This window comes from Streptomyces sp. NPDC005423 (genome assembly GCF_040606415.1).
Classification (GTDB): Bacteria; Actinomycetota; Actinomycetes; order Streptomycetales; family Streptomycetaceae; genus Streptomyces.
Genome location: NZ_JBEXET010000002.1, coordinates 181102 through 196232, shown reverse-complemented (window position 1 = coordinate 196232; position 15131 = coordinate 181102). Strand labels below are relative to the sequence as shown.

Genomic DNA, 15131 nt, shown 5'->3' with positions numbered 1-15131 from the left:
CGTGAAGACGGAGGCGTGAGGGTGGAATGCCGGGGCACACGAGTGAGCGGAGGTTGATAATCATGGTTCCCCTGCTTCTTGTTCTTCTGCTGGCTCTCATTCTCTTCGGCGCCGGTTTCGCGCTGAAGATCCTCTGGTGGGTGGCGATCGTCGTCCTGGTCCTGTGGCTGGTCGGCTTCGTCGCACGTCCGAAGGGTGGAAGCGGTCGCTGGTACCGCTGGTAGCCGGCCGCTCCCGCGGTGGGCGTCGCCGCTGAAAAATACGACGCGTGAACCCCTGGATGCGGGGAAACCGTAATTCAGGCGGTCAGAGAAACTGCCGTGCACGATGGAACGGGAAATAAAAGGAGCAGCGGTTCGTTCCGCTGTCCTGCGTTTACCGGAGGAGTTGTTTTCGCGTGACTGAGAATGTGTGGAGCTACAAGTCGACCGCCGGCCGTCTGGCGGGTGCCGACCTCACCGGCTACAAGGTGGAGGCGACCGACGGCAGCGTCGGCAAGGTCGACAAGCACTCCGACGAGGTCGGTGACGCCTACCTGGTGGTCGACACGGGCGTGTGGATCTTCGGTAAGGAGGTCCTGCTTCCGGCCAGCACGGTCGTGAGCATCGACCCGAACGAGCAGAAGGTCTTCGTTCACCTCACCAAGCAGGAGATCAAGGACGCCCCCGAGTTCGACCGCGACAAGCACCTCGGCGACCCGGGCTACCACGATGAGCTGGGCACGTACTACGGCACGGACCGGGGCACCGGCCCCGCCACCCCGCCCGCGCCGGGCCAGCACATCTGACCCGCGTCAGGCCGAGAGCCCCGGGACTCCGTACGGAGTCCCGGGGCTCTCCCGTGTGCGCGGGCGCCGTGCGCGCGGACGCCCGCCGTGCGGTCAGTCCCGCAGATGCGCCAGCACCTCGTCGACCGGGAGGTCGAAGCGGTCCTTGTCCTCGGCCCAGCGGCCCAGCACCGTCTTGGACGCCTCGGCCAGCGCCGGCGGCAGGCCCGCCGCGCGCAGGGTGGCCGCGATCTCCGCCATCTCCGGGGCCCAGCGCCAGGCGCGGGCCGCGAGACCGGGAAAGTACTCCACCTCGGCGAGGATGTTGGACGTCAACGCCTCGGCTTCGGCGGCCAGTTGGTCACCCACGCCGTGACCGGCGGCGAGGGCGTGCGAGACGGCGGCCAGGGCACGGGCGGACTTCTGGAAGGACGCGTAGGCCATCTTCAGCGCCGACGCGGCACCGACCCCGGCGTCGAGCGGCCTGGCCACCACCCGCGTACCGGCGAAGACCGCGGCGAGCCGGTCGACGGCGGGCCGGTCGTCGCCGCTGAGATACAGGCGCGGCGCGCTGTCCGGACCGGGCGGGCCGCCGATGACCGAGCCGTCGACCATCGTGACGCCACGCTCGGCACAGGCCGCGGCGATGCGGTGGACGCGGTCGGGGCTGATCGCGTTGGCCTCCGCGTAGACGCCCTGGAAGGCGTGGGCGAGGACCTCGTGGGCCACCTCCTCGGCCGCGTGCGGCGGGCAGAGGGAGAGGACCAGGTCGCTCTCGGAGAGCGCGGACGCGAGGGACCCGGCGGCCTCCAGGCCCGCCTCCCGGGCGCGTCGCAGGCTCGCGGGGCTCCGGTCGGCGGGCACATGGAGCACGCGGGCCCCGCCGCGCACGGCCTGGGCGCCGACTTTCGCGCCCATGGCGCCGGGGTGGAGGAGCGTCAACGTGGTCATGGACTCACCGTGTCATGAGCTCGGGACCCGTGAGCTTGGGGACCCGTGAGCTCAGAGACCCGTGAGCTCATGGACTCATCAGCTCACGGGGTCATGGGCGCAAGGGGTAACGGGCGATCGGAGCCGTTGCGGCGGAGACGAGGAGCGCGGTCGCCGTCGGCGCGGCCGGGTCCTCCGTGTCCTCACGGGGCTGAGCTGGGCCTTCGCCGGATGCGGGGGGCCGGTCTCCTCCCGCGGGAGTAGGCGGTCCGGCCGCCCTCCCTCCCCGGAGGCAGGGCAGGTGCCTCCGTGGGGGCGATGTGCCGGGGCGGGGCGAAGGGGAGGCTGGATCGCATCGAGGTCTCGGCGCGATGCATGAGGCGCGAGGCATCAGGGCATGAGCCATGAGTCACGAGGAGGGCGTCATGAACCGTCAGGTCCGCGTTCGCGTCAGCCGTCGACCCACCACACCGCGCGACGACACGATCGACCGCAGGACGCCGTCGGGGCGCCTGCTCCCCTACTGACCCGTGGCCGGGGTGCCGCTCCGGCCACAGCGGTGAGCGCCAGGTCACCGTCGTTCCCGACCCGCCGTCCCTCCGGGCGCCGTCGCCGTACACCGTCAGGCGTACGGCGTCGCGGCCGTCCGGGAGGGGCGTCGTCACGTCCGCCGCCGCCTCGACCCGGGAGGCGGCGGAGCGTGAGCGGGCCGCCGCCGGGGCGTGCCGCCGCGTGCCGAGGAGCGTCGACCGGCTCGGCGCTCTCCGGTTCAGGGGGCCAGCGGGTCCAGCACCAGCGGCTCGATCCTGCCCTCCAGCATCGCGCCCAGGCCCTGTACGGCGCAGATGTCCGGGCGTTCGGCGATGTGCACCGGCATGCCGGTCGCCATCCGCAGCATCTGGTCGAGGCCGGGGAGCAGGGCGCTGCCGCCGACCATCATGATCCCGCGGTCGGCGAGGTCGGCCACCAGGTCGGGCGGGCAGCTGCGCAGCACCCTGCCGATTCCGTCGAGCACGGCGGTCAGCGGGGTCTCGATCGCGTCCCGTACGGCGGCGGTGTCGACGTGCACGGAACGGGCCAGCCCGGTGGCCACGTCCCGGCCGTGGATCTCGGTGGTGGTCGGCCCCTGTGCGGTCAGACCGTTGCCGGAGAGGGCGACTTGCAGGGGGCGTACGGACTGGCTGGGCAGCATCAGTTCGTGCTCGTGGCGCAGGTGCTGCACGATCGCGTGGTCCACCGCCTCGCCGCCCACCGGGATGCGTTCGGCGGTGACGATCGACCCGAGGGAGAGCACCGCGACCTGGGTCGCCGCCGCCCCGCACACCATGATCATGGTGGCCTCCGGCTGTTCGACGGGCAGTCCGCAGCCGACGGCGGCGGCGATCAGGGTGTCGACCAGTTCGACACGGCGCGCCCCGAGGCCGACCAGCGTCTCGATCGTGGCCCGCTGCGCCAGCAGATGGGCGTCGTGCGGGGTGCAGGCGGCGGCCCGCAGCCGGGGTTTGCGGCGCAGGGCGCGGCGGACCTTGTCGCCGAGCAGGTGCCGCAGCATGCGCTGCGCCATCTCGATGTCGACGACGGTTCCGCCGGAGACGGGCCGGACGACGCGGATGTAGTCGGGTGTACGGCCCGTCATCTTCTCCGCGAACTCGCCCACCGCGATCAGCGCCCCGGTCCGGGTGTTCACCGCGGCGACCGAGGGCTGGTCGACGACGAGCCCGGAGCCCTTGACGTAGACGCGGGTTCGGGCGGCCCCCAGATCGACGGCGAAGTGGCAGCGTCGCAACTGCTCCAGACTGACGGTCATGGCAGGTCCTCCCGAGAGCGCAGACCACGGGTGCCGCCGGGTGGCGGGCCTCCCTCGCATCGTGCGGGGGCCGGAGGGCGGACGCTCCTTGTGGTGGGCCGAGCGGGGGGCCACCGAACGGGGGAATTTTCGGCATACCTTCACAAATAAGCGAGGGGTAAGATCAAATTCGCCCCGGGACGTGATAGTGACCGCTCCCTCCGGCTCCCTCCCTCCAGCTCCCTCCCTCCAGCTTTCTTCGGTTCTCTCCGGCTCCCCCTCCTTCTCGGCTCTCCTCAGGGGCGAGGGTCGGCCGGGCGCGGGGACGGCCGGTCCGCCGTGCGGGCCACCCCCAGCTCCGCCAAGTCCTGCGGCCGGAGCCGGAGTTGGTCCGCCGTCGCCTCCACCTCCGACGGCGGACGCTTGAGGATCGCCGCGGCCGGCTCCGGGGCGATCACCGAGAAGTAACTGTCCGGAGTGGCCCAGGTGTTGCCCGGCGCGGCCAGCGCCAGCGCCCCGCCGGAGCCGCCCTCGCCGATCAGCAGGGTGGTGAGCGGGGTACGGGCGGCGGCCACGGCGCCGAACAGGTCCGCGATCGCCGCCCCCACGCCCTGCCGCTCCGCCTCGGCGTCGTTCGCGGCGCCCGGGGTGTCCACCAGCGTCAGCACCGGGATGCCGAGCCGGTCCGCGAGCCGGATCAGCCGGGCGGCCGTGCGGTAACCGGCCGGCCGGGTCGCCGTCCCGGTCTGCGCCGCGTACGCGACCGTCCGCCCCTCGTGCTCGCCGAACCCGCACAGCATGCCCGCGTCGGTGCCGCCGCACCGGTCCCCGGAGACCGCCGTCCGGAAGCTGAAGTAGGCGTCCAAATAGGCCTTGGCCCGCGGGTGTTGGGGGGAGCGGGCGCGGCGGACCGCGTCCCAGCCGGTCGTCGGGAGCGCCGGGCCGCCGAGCACGGCCGGTACCGGGGCCGGCTCGGACGACGGGCGGGTCAGCAGCCGCAGCCACCGGCCCAGCGACTCCCGCAGCTCGTGCGGCGCCACGACGGCGTCGGCCGCGCCCGCCGCCACCTGCGCCTCCGCCGTGTACGCCGCCGGGTCGGCGTCCGGCGGACGGACCCGGGAGCCCGCGAAGCCGACCTGCGCGCCGGAGAGCGCGAGGATCACATCGGCGCCCGCGCCCAGCGTCGCCCAGCCGCCCCCGGTCGTCGGGTCCCGGGCCACCGCGAGCTGCGCCAGCCCGGCCTCCCGGGTGAGCGCCGACTGCCGTGCCACGCGCTGGAGTTGGCTGAGCGCGACCATGCCCTCCTGCATCCGGCTGCCGCCCGTGGCGACCAACGGCACCACGGGCAGCCGGTGTTCGCGGGCGTGGGTGTACGCCGCCGTCAGCCGGTCCCCGGTGCGCTCGCCCAGCGAGCCGCCCAGGAAGCCGAACTCGAAGGAGATGAGCACCGCCCGGGTGCCCCCGACACTCGCCGTACCGCACACGACGGACTCCGACTCGCCGGTGCGTGCGGCGGCGCGGGCCCGCGAGGCGTCGTAGCCCTGCCAGGCGAGGGGGCCGTCCGGCTTGGACTCCCGCTCGGGGTAGGGGAGTTCGGTGAAGGTGCCGCCGTCCGTGACCAGGTCGAGCATCTCGCGGGCGGAGCTGCGGTCAGCCATCGGTGAGGGCCCGCTTCAGGATCTTCCCCATGTCGTTGCGGGGGAGGGAGGCGAGGTGGTGGACGACGCGCGGGCGCTTGTGCGGGGCGAGCCGGGCGGCCACATGGCCGGCCAACTCCGCTGTTCCCGGCGGGTTCTCCGGGTCGGCCGGCACGATCCAGGCGACGATCCGTTCGCCCAGGTCCGGGTCCGGCTCCCCGGTGACGGCCGCCTCCCGCACCCCCGGGTGCTCCAGCAGCGCGTTCTCGATCTCCCCGGCGCCGATCTTGTAACCCCCGCTCTTGATCAGGTCGGTGGCCTTGCGGCCGACGATCCGGACATAGCCGTCGGGGTCGCGCACCGCCATGTCCCCGGTGCGGAACCAGCCGTCGGCGGTGAAGGCGGCGGCCGTGGCGTCGGGCCGGTTGAGGTACTCGGTGAAGAGGTTCGGGCCGCGCACCTGGATCTCGCCCACGCTCTCGCCGTCGTACGAGGTGAGGGGGGCGCCGTCCTCCTCGACGAGGCGCAGCGCGACCCCGGGCAGCGGGACGCCGACCGTGCCGGCGCGGGGTTCGCCGTCCGCGCGGACGCTGGTGTTCATCAGCGTCTCCGTCATGCCGTAGCGCTCGATGACCCGGCGGCCGGTCGCGGCCGTGATGCGCTCGTGGTCGTGGACCGGCAGCGCGGCGGAGCCGGAGACGAGCAGCCGGGCGCGGCCGAGCGCGCGGGCGAGTGCGGGGTCGCCGGGCAGGGACTCCGCGAGGCGGTGGTACATCGTCGGGACGCCGAACAGCATGGTCGCGCCGTCGTTCAGCTCCCGTGTCACCCCGTCCGTGCCGAACCGGCCCAGGTGCCGCACCGATCCGCCGCGCCGCAGCGGGCCGAGGATGCCCAGCACCAGGCCGTGCACGTGGAAGAGCGGCAGCGCGTGCACGAGTACGTCGTCGCCGGTCCACCGCCAGGCGTCGGCGAGCGCGTCCAGGGTCGCAGCGACGGCCCGGCGGGGGAGGACGGCGCCCTTGGGCGGGCCGGTGGTCCCGGAGGTGTAGACGACGAGGGCGGGGGCGGCGTCGGGGGCGCCGTCCTCCTCGGCGAGCGGGCCGGTGGCGTGCACGTCGATGTCGATCCGCTTCAAGTGTGCAAGTGCGGGCGGCAGTTGGTCGTCCGGCGCGGCCAGTACGAGGGCGGGTGTGCTGTCGGCGAGGATGTGCCCGAGTTCCTTCTCGCCGGACTTCGGGTTGAGCGGCACGGCCGCGGCGCCGGCCCGGAGTACGGCCACCACCGCCACGGCGGTCTCCAGGGCCGGCGTGGCCCAGACCGCGACCCGGCCGGCGCCGCGGAGCCGGCCGGCGAGGGCGCCGGTCGCCGCCGCGAGTTCCCGGTAGGTCAGGGACCGGTCACCGAACCGCAGGGCGGTTCGCTCGCCCGGATGGTCGGCCAGGGCGGGAAAGAGGGAGGACACGCGGCACACTCCTCAGCACAGGAAACGACGACACCTGATCCGTTCCTACACCAGGTGCCGCGTCCCCACGAGGGTGCTCAAGTCGGGCGCAAGCCGGAGTTCGACGGTGCGGAGCGCGGGATGCCCCAGCCACCGGAGCCTGGCCCGGTCCGGGGCGCCGTCGTGGAGCGGCGGCCAGGTGGCCGACGGGGTGAAGTCGTCGACGACCACGGAGCCGCCGGGCGCGAGCAGCCGGGTCACGTCGGCGGCCGGGTCCCCGGGCACCTTGCCCTGGCCGCCGCCGTCCAGGACGAGCAGGTCCGTTGGCTGACATGACGACGATGGTGCTCCTGTTCGCGTGGAACGGCCGTAGCCCCGCGCCCCGGTGCCTCGCTCCCGTGCGGCTCAAGCAGCCGATTCGGCCCCGCCCGTTCCGTGGGTCTCCGCCGTCACCTCGGCCACCACGCAACTCACGTTGTCCGGGCCGCCCGCCGCGTTCGCGGCCTCCACCAGGGTGCGTACCGTCTCGTCCAAGTCCGTCGTGGCGTACAGCAGTTCGCGGATGCGGTCGTCGGGGACCACCGTCGACAGGCCGTCGGAGCAGACGAGGAAGCGGTCGCCGGGGAGGACGTCGTGCAGGCGCAGGTCCGGCTGCGGGACCGCGCCGTGGGTCAACGCCCGTACCAGCATGGAGCGTTGGGGGTGCGTGAGGGCTTCCTCGGGGGTGAGGCGGCCCTCGTCGAGCAGTGACTGGACCACCGTGTGGTCGTGGGTGATGCGGAACAGGCCGCCGCCGCGCAGCAGATACGCGCGGGAGTCGCCGATGTGGACCAGGGCCAGGCGGGAGCCGGTCAGCAGGAGGGCGGTGAGGGTGGTGCCGGCCTCCTCGTCGCCGTCCGCCGCGTCCCGTACCGCCTGGGACGCGCCCTGTACCGCGTCCTCCAGGAGGTTGAGCACGTCGCCCGCCGTCGGCTCCCCGGTGTCGAGGAAGCGCAGCGCCTCCACGGCGGCGGTGCTGACGGGGGCGCCCGCCGGGCCGAAGCCGTCGGCGACGGCGAGGAGGCGGGTGCCCGCGTAGGCCGTGTCCTGGTTGGTGGGGCGGACCAGGCCGCGGTCGGAGTGGGCGGAGTAGCGCAGCGCGAGCATGGTGGTGTCCTTTCCCGGTGCGGCCGGGCCGGCCGCGGTGAGGTGGTCGACCAGGAAGGCGGCTAGTGCTGTGACCGGGAGGGTTTGCCGGAAAGCTCGCGGCGTCCGGTGCGGTGCATCGCAAGGCGGAGCATTGCCCGCGTACTGGATGTACTCGGGTGATGCGACAACGCGGCGAGGTGCCGTGCCGGGCGTCGCGAGCCGGTGAACCTTCCCGGTCACAGCACTAGGTCACGGCGGGCGGCGGTCTCCGTCTCGGCCCGCGCCCAGAAGGCATGGACCTCACCGGCGGCGGTCGCCGGTTCTAGGGCGCACACCCGGCGGATCGCGGCCAGCGGCATCCCGAGCCGGCGCAGCCACGCCACCAGGCGTGCCCGCTCCAGCTGTTCGGCCGCGTAGTACCGGTATCCGGTGTCCGGGTCCACGCGCGCCGGCCGCAGCAACTCCAGCTCGTCGTAGAGCCGCAGGGCTTTCGGCGACAGCCTGCTCGCCCGTGCGAACGCCCCGATCGTCAGCATCTCCATCGGTGTCCTGACCTCGTTTCCCTGGTCCGTCACCGATGCTGGGCCCTCACCAAGGGGGAAGGTCAAGCGAACTGGTCGGTGAGGGCGGTCCGTTGCAGCAACCCCCAGGTGAACTCGGCGGCGCAGATTCGGCGTTCGCCGCGGGCGTCGGGGGCGGTGAAGGCGAGGCCCCAGCGGGTGGGGGCGGTGCCCTCCAGGGGGCGGACGGGGGCGAAGGCGCGGGCCACCTCGTCGACCGTGCAGGACCAGGGGGTCAGATCGTCGAGGGTGCGCAGCGGCGGGGGCTCGGCGCCCGGCGCGCGGACCAGCCACTCGTTCCACACCGCGCCGTTCGGGGCGGCGAGCACCTCGAAGCGGAGGCCGGGCCAGAGGGGGAGGGGCCACTGCCAGGACTCGCACTCCAGGTCGCCGAGGATGCGGGGGGCCGTCGACTCGGGGGCGCCGAGGACCGAGCGGTAGCGGGCGGCGGCGGCCCGGCCGTGCGGGGAGCGCAGCATCGCCTGCCACCGCTTGTTGGCGTCGCGCATGTCGGTGATCGAGACGCCCAGCTCGCGGCGGGCCGCCTCGACCAGCTCCGGGTTGTGGTCGGCCATGCGGCGCAGCAGGACGAGCTGGAAGGCGAGCGGGGTGAAGGGGGCGGCGGGACGCTTCGCGGCGGGCATACCGCCCATCGTCGCGCACCGCCGCGCGGACCGTCCGCAGCGGTGACCTGCGCGGCCATTGCCCGTGCAACCGGGGATGGCTAGCCTGTGTTCGTTATGCCGATCGCCAGTTGAAATTTCGAACACTACCGCTCAAGCATACCGACATACGCCGACACAGCTACTCACAACGACACAGCCACTCACAACGACACAGGAGAGGGGGCCGGTTGTGGGACGACTCGTACCTGCCGTGACCCGGGCTCTCGACATTCTTGAGCTCTTCCTCGACGGGGACGGGACGCTCTCGGCCCCCGACATCGTGCGCAAGCTGCAACTGCCGCGCACCACCGTGCACGAACTCGTCACCACGCTCGCCGCCCGGGCGTACATCGTGCCCGTGCCCGGACAACCCGGACGTTACCGGCTCGGCGTCCGCCCGTACCAGCTCGGCAGCCGCTACGCCGAGCAGCTCGACCTCGCCGCCGAGGGCCAGCAGGTCGCCCGGTCCGTCGCCGAGACCTGCGACGAGACCGTGCACGTCGCCATCCTCGAAGGCACCGACGTCATCTACATCGCCAAGGTCGACTCCACGCACGCGGTGCGCATGGTGTCGGCGGCCGGCCGCCGGCTGCCCGCGCACTGCACCTCCGTGGGCAAGATGCTGCTGGCCTCCCTCTCCGAGCCGGAGCTGAACGCCCGTATCCCGGAGACCGCATCCCTCGTCGCGATGACGCCCAACAGCCTCACCGAGCCGGACGCCCTGCGCGCGGCGCTCGCCGGGATCCGGGAGCGCGGGGTCGCGGTGGAGAGCCGCGAGTCCAACCCGGACGTCTCCTGCGTGGCCGCCCCGGTGCGCGACCGCACCGGCCAGGTCGTCGCCGCGCTCTCCATCTCGGTGCCCATGATCCGCTGGAGCGACGAGCGCCGCGTCGAGCTGGAGCAGCTCGCCGTGAAGGGCGCCGCGCAACTGTCCGAGCGGCTCGGCCACCGGAGCGTGGGATGAGGTACGAGGTGGCGGTACGGGCCGAGGCGACCCTCGGCGAGGGCCCGACCTGGGACGCGGCGGCCGGGCGGCTGATCTGGATCGACATCCTCGGCTCCCGGGTGCACACCTACGACCCGTCCTCCGGCCGGCGCACGGTCCGCTCCACCGGACAGCACGTGGGCGCGGCCAAGCCGCGGGCCGGCGGCGGGCTGGCGCTCAACCTGCGCGACGGGGTGGGACTCCTCGACCCCGACGGCACGTTCCGCTGGCTGCGCCGCGACCCGGTCCCCGGCCGCCGTGCCAACGACGCGGCCGTGGCACCCGACGGCGCCCTGTGGACGGGCACCATGCGCTACGACGAGGCGGCCGGCGGCGGCACCCTCACCCGGATCACCGGCGACGGCTCGGCCGAGACGGTCCTGGACTCGGTGGCGGTCAGCAACGGCACCGGCTGGAGCCCCGACGGCCGGCTGATGTACTACGTCGACTCGCCCACCCGCCGCGTCGACGTCTTCGCGTACGCGGACGGCCGCGTCACCGACCGCCGCCGGCTCGTCGGGATCGAGGAGGGCGCCGGCTTCCCCGACGGCCTCACGGTCGACGCCGACGGCTGTGTCTGGGTCGCGCTGTGGGACGGCGGCGCGGTCCGCCGTTACACCCCCGACGGCGAACTCGACCGGGTGATCCGCCTCCCCGTCCCGCGCGTCACGGCCTGCGCCTTCGGTGGTCCGGACCTGACCGACCTCTACGTCACCACCGCCCGCGTCGGCCTGACGGCGCCGCACCCGGTGGCCGGCTCGCTGCTGGTGGTCCCCGGCGCCGGAAAGGGAGTGGCGCAACCGCCCTTCGCGGGCTGAGAGTCGATGGCGGCCGGGGAGGGGCGTACCCCAACTCCCCGCGCCGCGACCGCCGTTGCGGAGTGATCAGCCGGAGCGGTACGCCGTGGGCCAGGCCGCCCTCAAGGCGCCGTACGGTCCAGCGCCTCCACCGTCTTGCGCTCCTCCGGCGTCAGTGGCGGACCCGGAAGCCGCGGCAGTAACGGCCCGTTGGCGGCGGCCAGCAGCGCGCCGGGGCGCAGCAGGCGGGACGGGCCGGCCTCCAGACTGGTGACGTCCCAGAGGGCGGCGGCGGCCGGGTAGGAGCCGGTGGCCGACCTCAGCAGGCGGCGGGAGTAGCGGGCGACGAGACGGTCGCCGGTGCCGGGGTCGCCGCCACGGGTCGCCGGGTACCAGACGTCCTGGCCTATGGCCGTCGCCCAGGCGCCCTCCACCGGACCCGCCGCCCCGCGCTGCACCCGCCGGGCCAGACCGGCCGCGCCGAGCCCCGCCCGCGCCAACTCCCGCTTCAGCACCCGTACTTCGAGCGCCGCCACCGACATGCCCTGCCCGTAGGCGGGGTTGAAGGTGGCCAGCGCGTCACCGAGGACCACCAGCCCCTCGGGCCACTCCCGGACCTTCTCCAGATAGCGGCGCGCGTTGTGGGTGCTGTGGCTGACATGCACGTCGGTCAGCGGCTCGGCCCCGGAGACCAGCCGCCCCAGGATGGGGTCGGGCAGTTCGAGCATGTACCGCAGGAAGCCGTCCGGGTCGGCGGGCGGCTCACCGCCGCGCGTACCGGCGAGGCTGACCATCCACCGGTCGCCCTCGATGGGCAGCACCATGCCGCTGCGCCCCGGCCGGGAGGCATACGGGTCGGCCTGGAGCACCGTGAGGGGAAAGTGCTCGGCCCCCTCCGGCCTGCGGTAGACGCGGGTCGCGTTGACGAGCCCGGAGTCGACGGTCCGTTCCCGGACCCCGCTCACCCCGAGCTCCGCCAGCCACCGCGTCACCCGCGAGCCGCGCCCGCCGGCGTCGACCACGAGATCGGCGTCGAGCACCTCCTCGCCGGCGTCGGTCGAGATCCGGACCCCGGTGACCCGGCCCGCGTCGCCGGTGAGGCCCAGCCCGCGCGCTGTACGCACCCGCGCCCCCGTACCCGCCAGCACCGCCGCGCGCACCACCCAGTCCAGCAGCGCCCGGCTACAGGTGACCATCCGCGGCCCCTCGTGCCGCCAGCGCCGCATCCAGCCCTCGGCGGTCAGGGCCAGCATGCCCGAGGAGAGCGATATCTCGTGGGCGCCCGCGGCGAGCAGCCGCCCGCGCAGTCCCGCGCCGGGCACCAGCTCCTCCATCGCGGCCAGCCCGCCGGACATCAGCAGATGCGCGTGCCGTCCCTGGGGCAGTCCCCTGCGGTGCTCCGGCCCGGCGGGCAGCTCGTCCCGCTCCAGCACGATCACCTCGTCCGCGTGGGCGGACAGCGAGGCCGCGGCGAGCAGGCCGGCCAGTCCGGCACCGATGACGACAGCTCTGCGCGGCATGGGGCTCCTCGATCTCAGCCAGGGGTGGCCTTCACCGTACCCTCCGGTACGGCGGTGACGAGGCGTGATCGTGCCAGCGCCCGCGCCAGCTCGACCAGCCCGCCCGGCCCGGAGACCTCCGTGGCGTAGAGCCGGTAGGTGCTCGGGGTGCCGAAGGGTTCCTCGCGGGCGGCGGCGCGGCGGGCGGCGTCGGCCACCATCGCCGCCTCGGCCACGACCCGGGCCTCGTGCGCGGTGTACCCGGCCCGCAGCGCGGCGTCGCGGGTCCGCTCCCTGACCCGGTCGTCGAAGTACGGCGCCAGGGCCAACAGGCCGTCGTGGATGGAGACTTCACGCCAGTGCAGCCGTACCCGGGGCAGCTGCCACACCGTGCAGGGCGGCTTCGGGGCGAGCGAGGCGAACCGCACCTCCGACCAGAGCGGCCCGAGCCGGCGCAGATCGCCCAGCCCGTGCCAGTGCGCGCGCGCCGCCGGCAGCAGCCTGGGCAGCACGAACCCCAGCGAACAGGTGAGGGCGCCCAGCGAGGCCATCCGCGGCGCCACCCCGGTGGACAGGAAGTCGAGGTCGTGACCGGTCCAACGGGCCGCCACCGCCGTGTACTTGGCGAGCTGGAAACCCACCACGTCCAGCATCGTCCCGATCAGGATCAGCCGCAGTCCGGCCCTGAGCAGCCCGTCCACCTCGCGCCCCCAGGTGACGCAGACCGTGCACATCACCAGCGTGGCCGCACTGTGCCCGAGCAGGTAGAGCACGATCATCTCGCGCATGTAGGGCGTGTTGGCGTAGTACGTGTCGAGGTCGGTGAGCCGCTCGGTGTCCGCGTGGGCCAGCGTGAAGAGCACGACGATGACGACGATCAGCGCACCGTAGGCCGCCATGCAGCGCAGCACCAGGCGCCGGATGCGGGCCGCCGAGCCGCCCCGCCAGTTGACCAGCAGGACGAGCAGCGAGCAGCTGTACGCCGAGAGCATGCCGTAGGTCAGCGGGGCGCCGAAGTTGGGGACGCCCGTGAGGCGGTTGACGGTGCTCAGGGTCAGCGGGGCCGAGCAGACGAGGACCAGTGCGCCCAGGACGATCGCCGCGCAGGTGGAGACGGTCAGCGGGTTGCGCGGGGCGGTGAGCGGTCTGCCGAGCAGGACGGTGCAGGACAGCCCGAAGACGGTGGCCGCGAGGTACACCACGAGGTTCATGCCCGGGAACTCCCTTCCGTCGTACCGGTACGCACCCGGGCCGCCGCGACGAGCGGCGACATCGCCAGCGCGTCGGCGATGCGCACCAGTACGGCCGGACCCGGCGCCGGGGCCGGGTGCCAGTCGGGCGCGGCGGCGAGGGGCTCGGTGCGTTCCCGTTCCTCCGCCACGGCCGCGGCGAGGACCGCCGCCCACGCGGTCGCCTCGGCCCACTCCGGGTCACCGCCGGCCCGGGCCGCGCTCTCCAACGTCCGTTCGTACAGGGCCCGGTCGAAGAACGCGTCCAGGTGGCCGAGCGCGTTGTGGATGCTGGTCCTGCGCCACACCAGCCGGGTCGCGGGGGAGGACCAGCGCGGCCGGGGCAGCCGCAGCGCGCGCCGGGTCAGCAGTTCGTCCAGCTCCTGCTCCAGCGGCTCCAGGCGGGCGTAGGCGCGCCGGTCCTGCCGGCGGCGGGTCAGCCGGGGCCCGGTCAGCGGGATCAGCACGCCGACGACCGTGATCACCGCGCCCAGCCCGGCGGCGGCCGGCGAGACGATGGTGCCGAGCGCCGTCCAGTCCCGCCCGCACCAGCGGGCGATCACGGCGGTCAGCTTGGTCACGCTGTACCCGGACGCGCACAGCGAGCCGATGCCCAGCGTGATCAGCCCGGCGCGCAGCCAGCCGCGCACCTGCCGGGCCCAGCGCAGCGACGACACGGTGGTGACGCTGACGGCGGCGAGGTGCCCGGCCAGGTACAGCACGATCATCTCGCCGATGTACGGCGTGGTCGCGTAGTAGGTGTCCAGGTCGGTACGGCGCTCCACGGGCGTACGGCCCAGCGCGAACGTCGTCGCGATGCCGACGAGGACGAAGGCGTAGGCGACGATCCAGCGGCGGGCGGTGCGGCGCATCCCCGGGCCGCCCCGCCAGTACACGATCAGCACCTGGGAGGAGGCGCTGTACGCGGTGATCGAGGCGTAGGTCAGCGGGGCGGCGAGGTTGGTGACGCCGCTGACGTGGTTGACGGCGCCGACGGTCGGCGGCGCCCCGAGGAAGAAGCAGGCACCGGCCAGGCCCAGCACGGCACAGGTGACCCGCAGATAGGGGTCGCGCCAGTGGCGTACCAGGTCCGGCGCCTTCACCAGCAGGCCCAGCCAGAGCAGGCCGCAGCTGACGTAGTTGATGAGGCCGCTCACCGTTGTGGCCCGCGGTAGTTGAGGGCGGCGCCGATACGTCCGGCGAGGTCCGCCGCGCCCTCGTCGGGGCCGCCGGGTCCGCTCTCGGCGACGGTCTCCAGCCAGGGGCGCAGCCGCCCGCTCATCAACATGCCGAAGCGGTCCGCCTCTTGCTCGTCGGCGAGGCTGAAGTCGGTGCGCGCGGCGGCCGGTTGGGGGACGCCTGTGGGGGCCGGCGCGGGGTGCGCGCTCCGCTGATGCATGTGCCACACCTCATGGCAGAAGATCACGACCTGGTGCCAGGCGGCGGCCCGCTGGTCGACCACGATGACGTCGTACGTGTCGCCCTCCAGCCACAGCCCGCTGGCGGTGCGCGGCGGGAACACCTCGCGGCGCACGACGACTTCGCGTCCCCGCCAGCGGCTGACGGACTCGACCAACGCCTCGAAGAGCGCCTCGGGGTCCGCGGGGACGGGTACGCGCATGGGGTCGATGAGGGCGCCGGCCAGCCGGCGCATCTCCTTCTTCGTGCGCACGGCTGCAATATGCCAGGACATGAGCCGCCTCAGCCA

General features: G+C 73.8%; 13 protein-coding genes and 3 pseudogenes. 4 read left to right on the top strand and 12 right to left on the bottom strand.

All coding sequences use genetic code 11. The annotated features are described in order from the left end of the window. The first annotated feature begins 62 nt into the window (after positions 1-62). Together ABZT12_RS04740 and ABZT12_RS04735 are read left to right on the top strand one after the other, a co-directional pair. Positions 63-224, top strand: a complete 162-nt coding sequence (locus tag ABZT12_RS04740) for a hydrophobic protein (RefSeq protein WP_356377247.1) — start codon at positions 63-65, stop codon at positions 222-224. Positions 225-397: 173 nt separating this feature from the next. Continuing rightward, complete coding sequence (locus tag ABZT12_RS04735; protein WP_356377244.1) at positions 398-787, top strand: PRC-barrel domain containing protein; 390 nt, start codon at positions 398-400, stop codon at positions 785-787. Positions 788-880: 93 nt separating this feature from the next. On the opposite strand, the gene ABZT12_RS04730 is transcribed toward ABZT12_RS04735, so the two are convergent. From ABZT12_RS04730 to ABZT12_RS04695, 8 genes and pseudogenes are all read right to left on the bottom strand, one after another. Further along, positions 881-1717 (bottom strand): DUF1932 domain-containing protein, encoded by an 837-nt coding sequence (locus ABZT12_RS04730; protein WP_356377241.1) that lies wholly within the window; start codon positions 1715-1717, stop codon positions 881-883. Between the two features lie 748 nt (positions 1718-2465). Beyond that, positions 2466-3503: a rod shape-determining protein gene (locus tag ABZT12_RS04725; protein WP_356377238.1), complete on the bottom strand. Its 1038-nt coding sequence runs from the start codon at positions 3501-3503 to the stop codon at positions 2466-2468. A 275-nt stretch (positions 3504-3778) separates the two neighbouring features. Beyond that, on the bottom strand, positions 3779-5140 hold the full coding sequence (locus tag ABZT12_RS04720) for a carboxyl transferase domain-containing protein (RefSeq protein WP_356377235.1): 1362 nt from the start codon (positions 5138-5140) through the stop codon (positions 3779-3781). Then, the gene (locus ABZT12_RS04715; protein WP_356377232.1) at positions 5133-6581 is read right to left on the bottom strand and encodes an acyl-CoA synthetase; all 1449 of its coding nucleotides are present in this window, start codon (positions 6579-6581) and stop codon (positions 5133-5135) included. Before ABZT12_RS04715 ends, ABZT12_RS04720 begins: the two co-directional genes overlap by 8 nt. Positions 6582-6626: 45 nt before the next feature. Next, a pseudogene (locus tag ABZT12_RS04710) lies at positions 6627-6887 on the bottom strand (SAM-dependent methyltransferase); the annotation flags it as partial. 78 nt (positions 6888-6965) lie between these two features. Beyond that, a pseudogene (locus ABZT12_RS04705) lies at positions 6966-7772 on the bottom strand (protein phosphatase 2C domain-containing protein); the annotation flags it as partial. 161 nt (positions 7773-7933) lie between these two features. Next, positions 7934-8230 (bottom strand): annotated as a pseudogene (locus tag ABZT12_RS04700) (helix-turn-helix domain-containing protein); the annotation flags it as partial. A gap of 62 nt (positions 8231-8292) precedes the next feature. Continuing rightward, entirely contained in the window at positions 8293-8901 is a 609-nt protein-coding gene (locus tag ABZT12_RS04695) for a hypothetical protein (RefSeq protein WP_356377229.1), read from the bottom strand. Positions 8902-9103: 202 nt separating this feature from the next. On the opposite strand from ABZT12_RS04695, the gene ABZT12_RS04690 reads away from it, so the two are divergent. Both ABZT12_RS04690 and ABZT12_RS04685 read left to right on the top strand, forming a co-directional pair. Next, entirely contained in the window at positions 9104-9877 is a 774-nt protein-coding gene (locus ABZT12_RS04690) for an IclR family transcriptional regulator (RefSeq protein WP_356377226.1), read from the top strand. Beyond that, a complete protein-coding gene (locus ABZT12_RS04685; RefSeq protein ID WP_356377223.1) occupies positions 9874-10716 on the top strand; it encodes an SMP-30/gluconolactonase/LRE family protein in 843 nt (280 codons plus the stop codon). The genes ABZT12_RS04690 and ABZT12_RS04685 overlap by 4 nt, the downstream gene beginning before the upstream one ends. A 101-nt stretch (positions 10717-10817) precedes the next feature. Here the strand turns inward: ABZT12_RS04685 and ABZT12_RS04680 are convergent, their stop codons facing one another. From ABZT12_RS04680 to ABZT12_RS04665, 4 genes are read right to left on the bottom strand one after another with little or no spacing between them, the layout of a single operon-like run. Beyond that, entirely contained in the window at positions 10818-12215 is a 1398-nt protein-coding gene (locus tag ABZT12_RS04680; protein WP_356377221.1) for an FAD-dependent monooxygenase, read from the bottom strand. A 14-nt stretch (positions 12216-12229) separates the two neighbouring features. After that, the gene (locus ABZT12_RS04675; RefSeq protein WP_356377218.1) at positions 12230-13405 is read right to left on the bottom strand and encodes an MAB_1171c family putative transporter; all 1176 of its coding nucleotides are present in this window, start codon (positions 13403-13405) and stop codon (positions 12230-12232) included. Beyond that, positions 13402-14580 carry an MAB_1171c family putative transporter gene (locus ABZT12_RS04670; RefSeq protein ID WP_356377215.1) on the bottom strand — a complete coding sequence of 393 codons (1179 nt, stop codon included), beginning with the start codon at positions 14578-14580 and terminating at the stop codon, positions 13402-13404. The genes ABZT12_RS04675 and ABZT12_RS04670 overlap by 4 nt, the downstream gene beginning before the upstream one ends. Continuing rightward, entirely contained in the window at positions 14577-15077 is a 501-nt protein-coding gene (locus ABZT12_RS04665) for a toxin (protein WP_356378088.1), read from the bottom strand. Before ABZT12_RS04665 ends, ABZT12_RS04670 begins: the two co-directional genes overlap by 4 nt. Between the last annotated feature and the right edge of the window lie 54 nt (positions 15078-15131).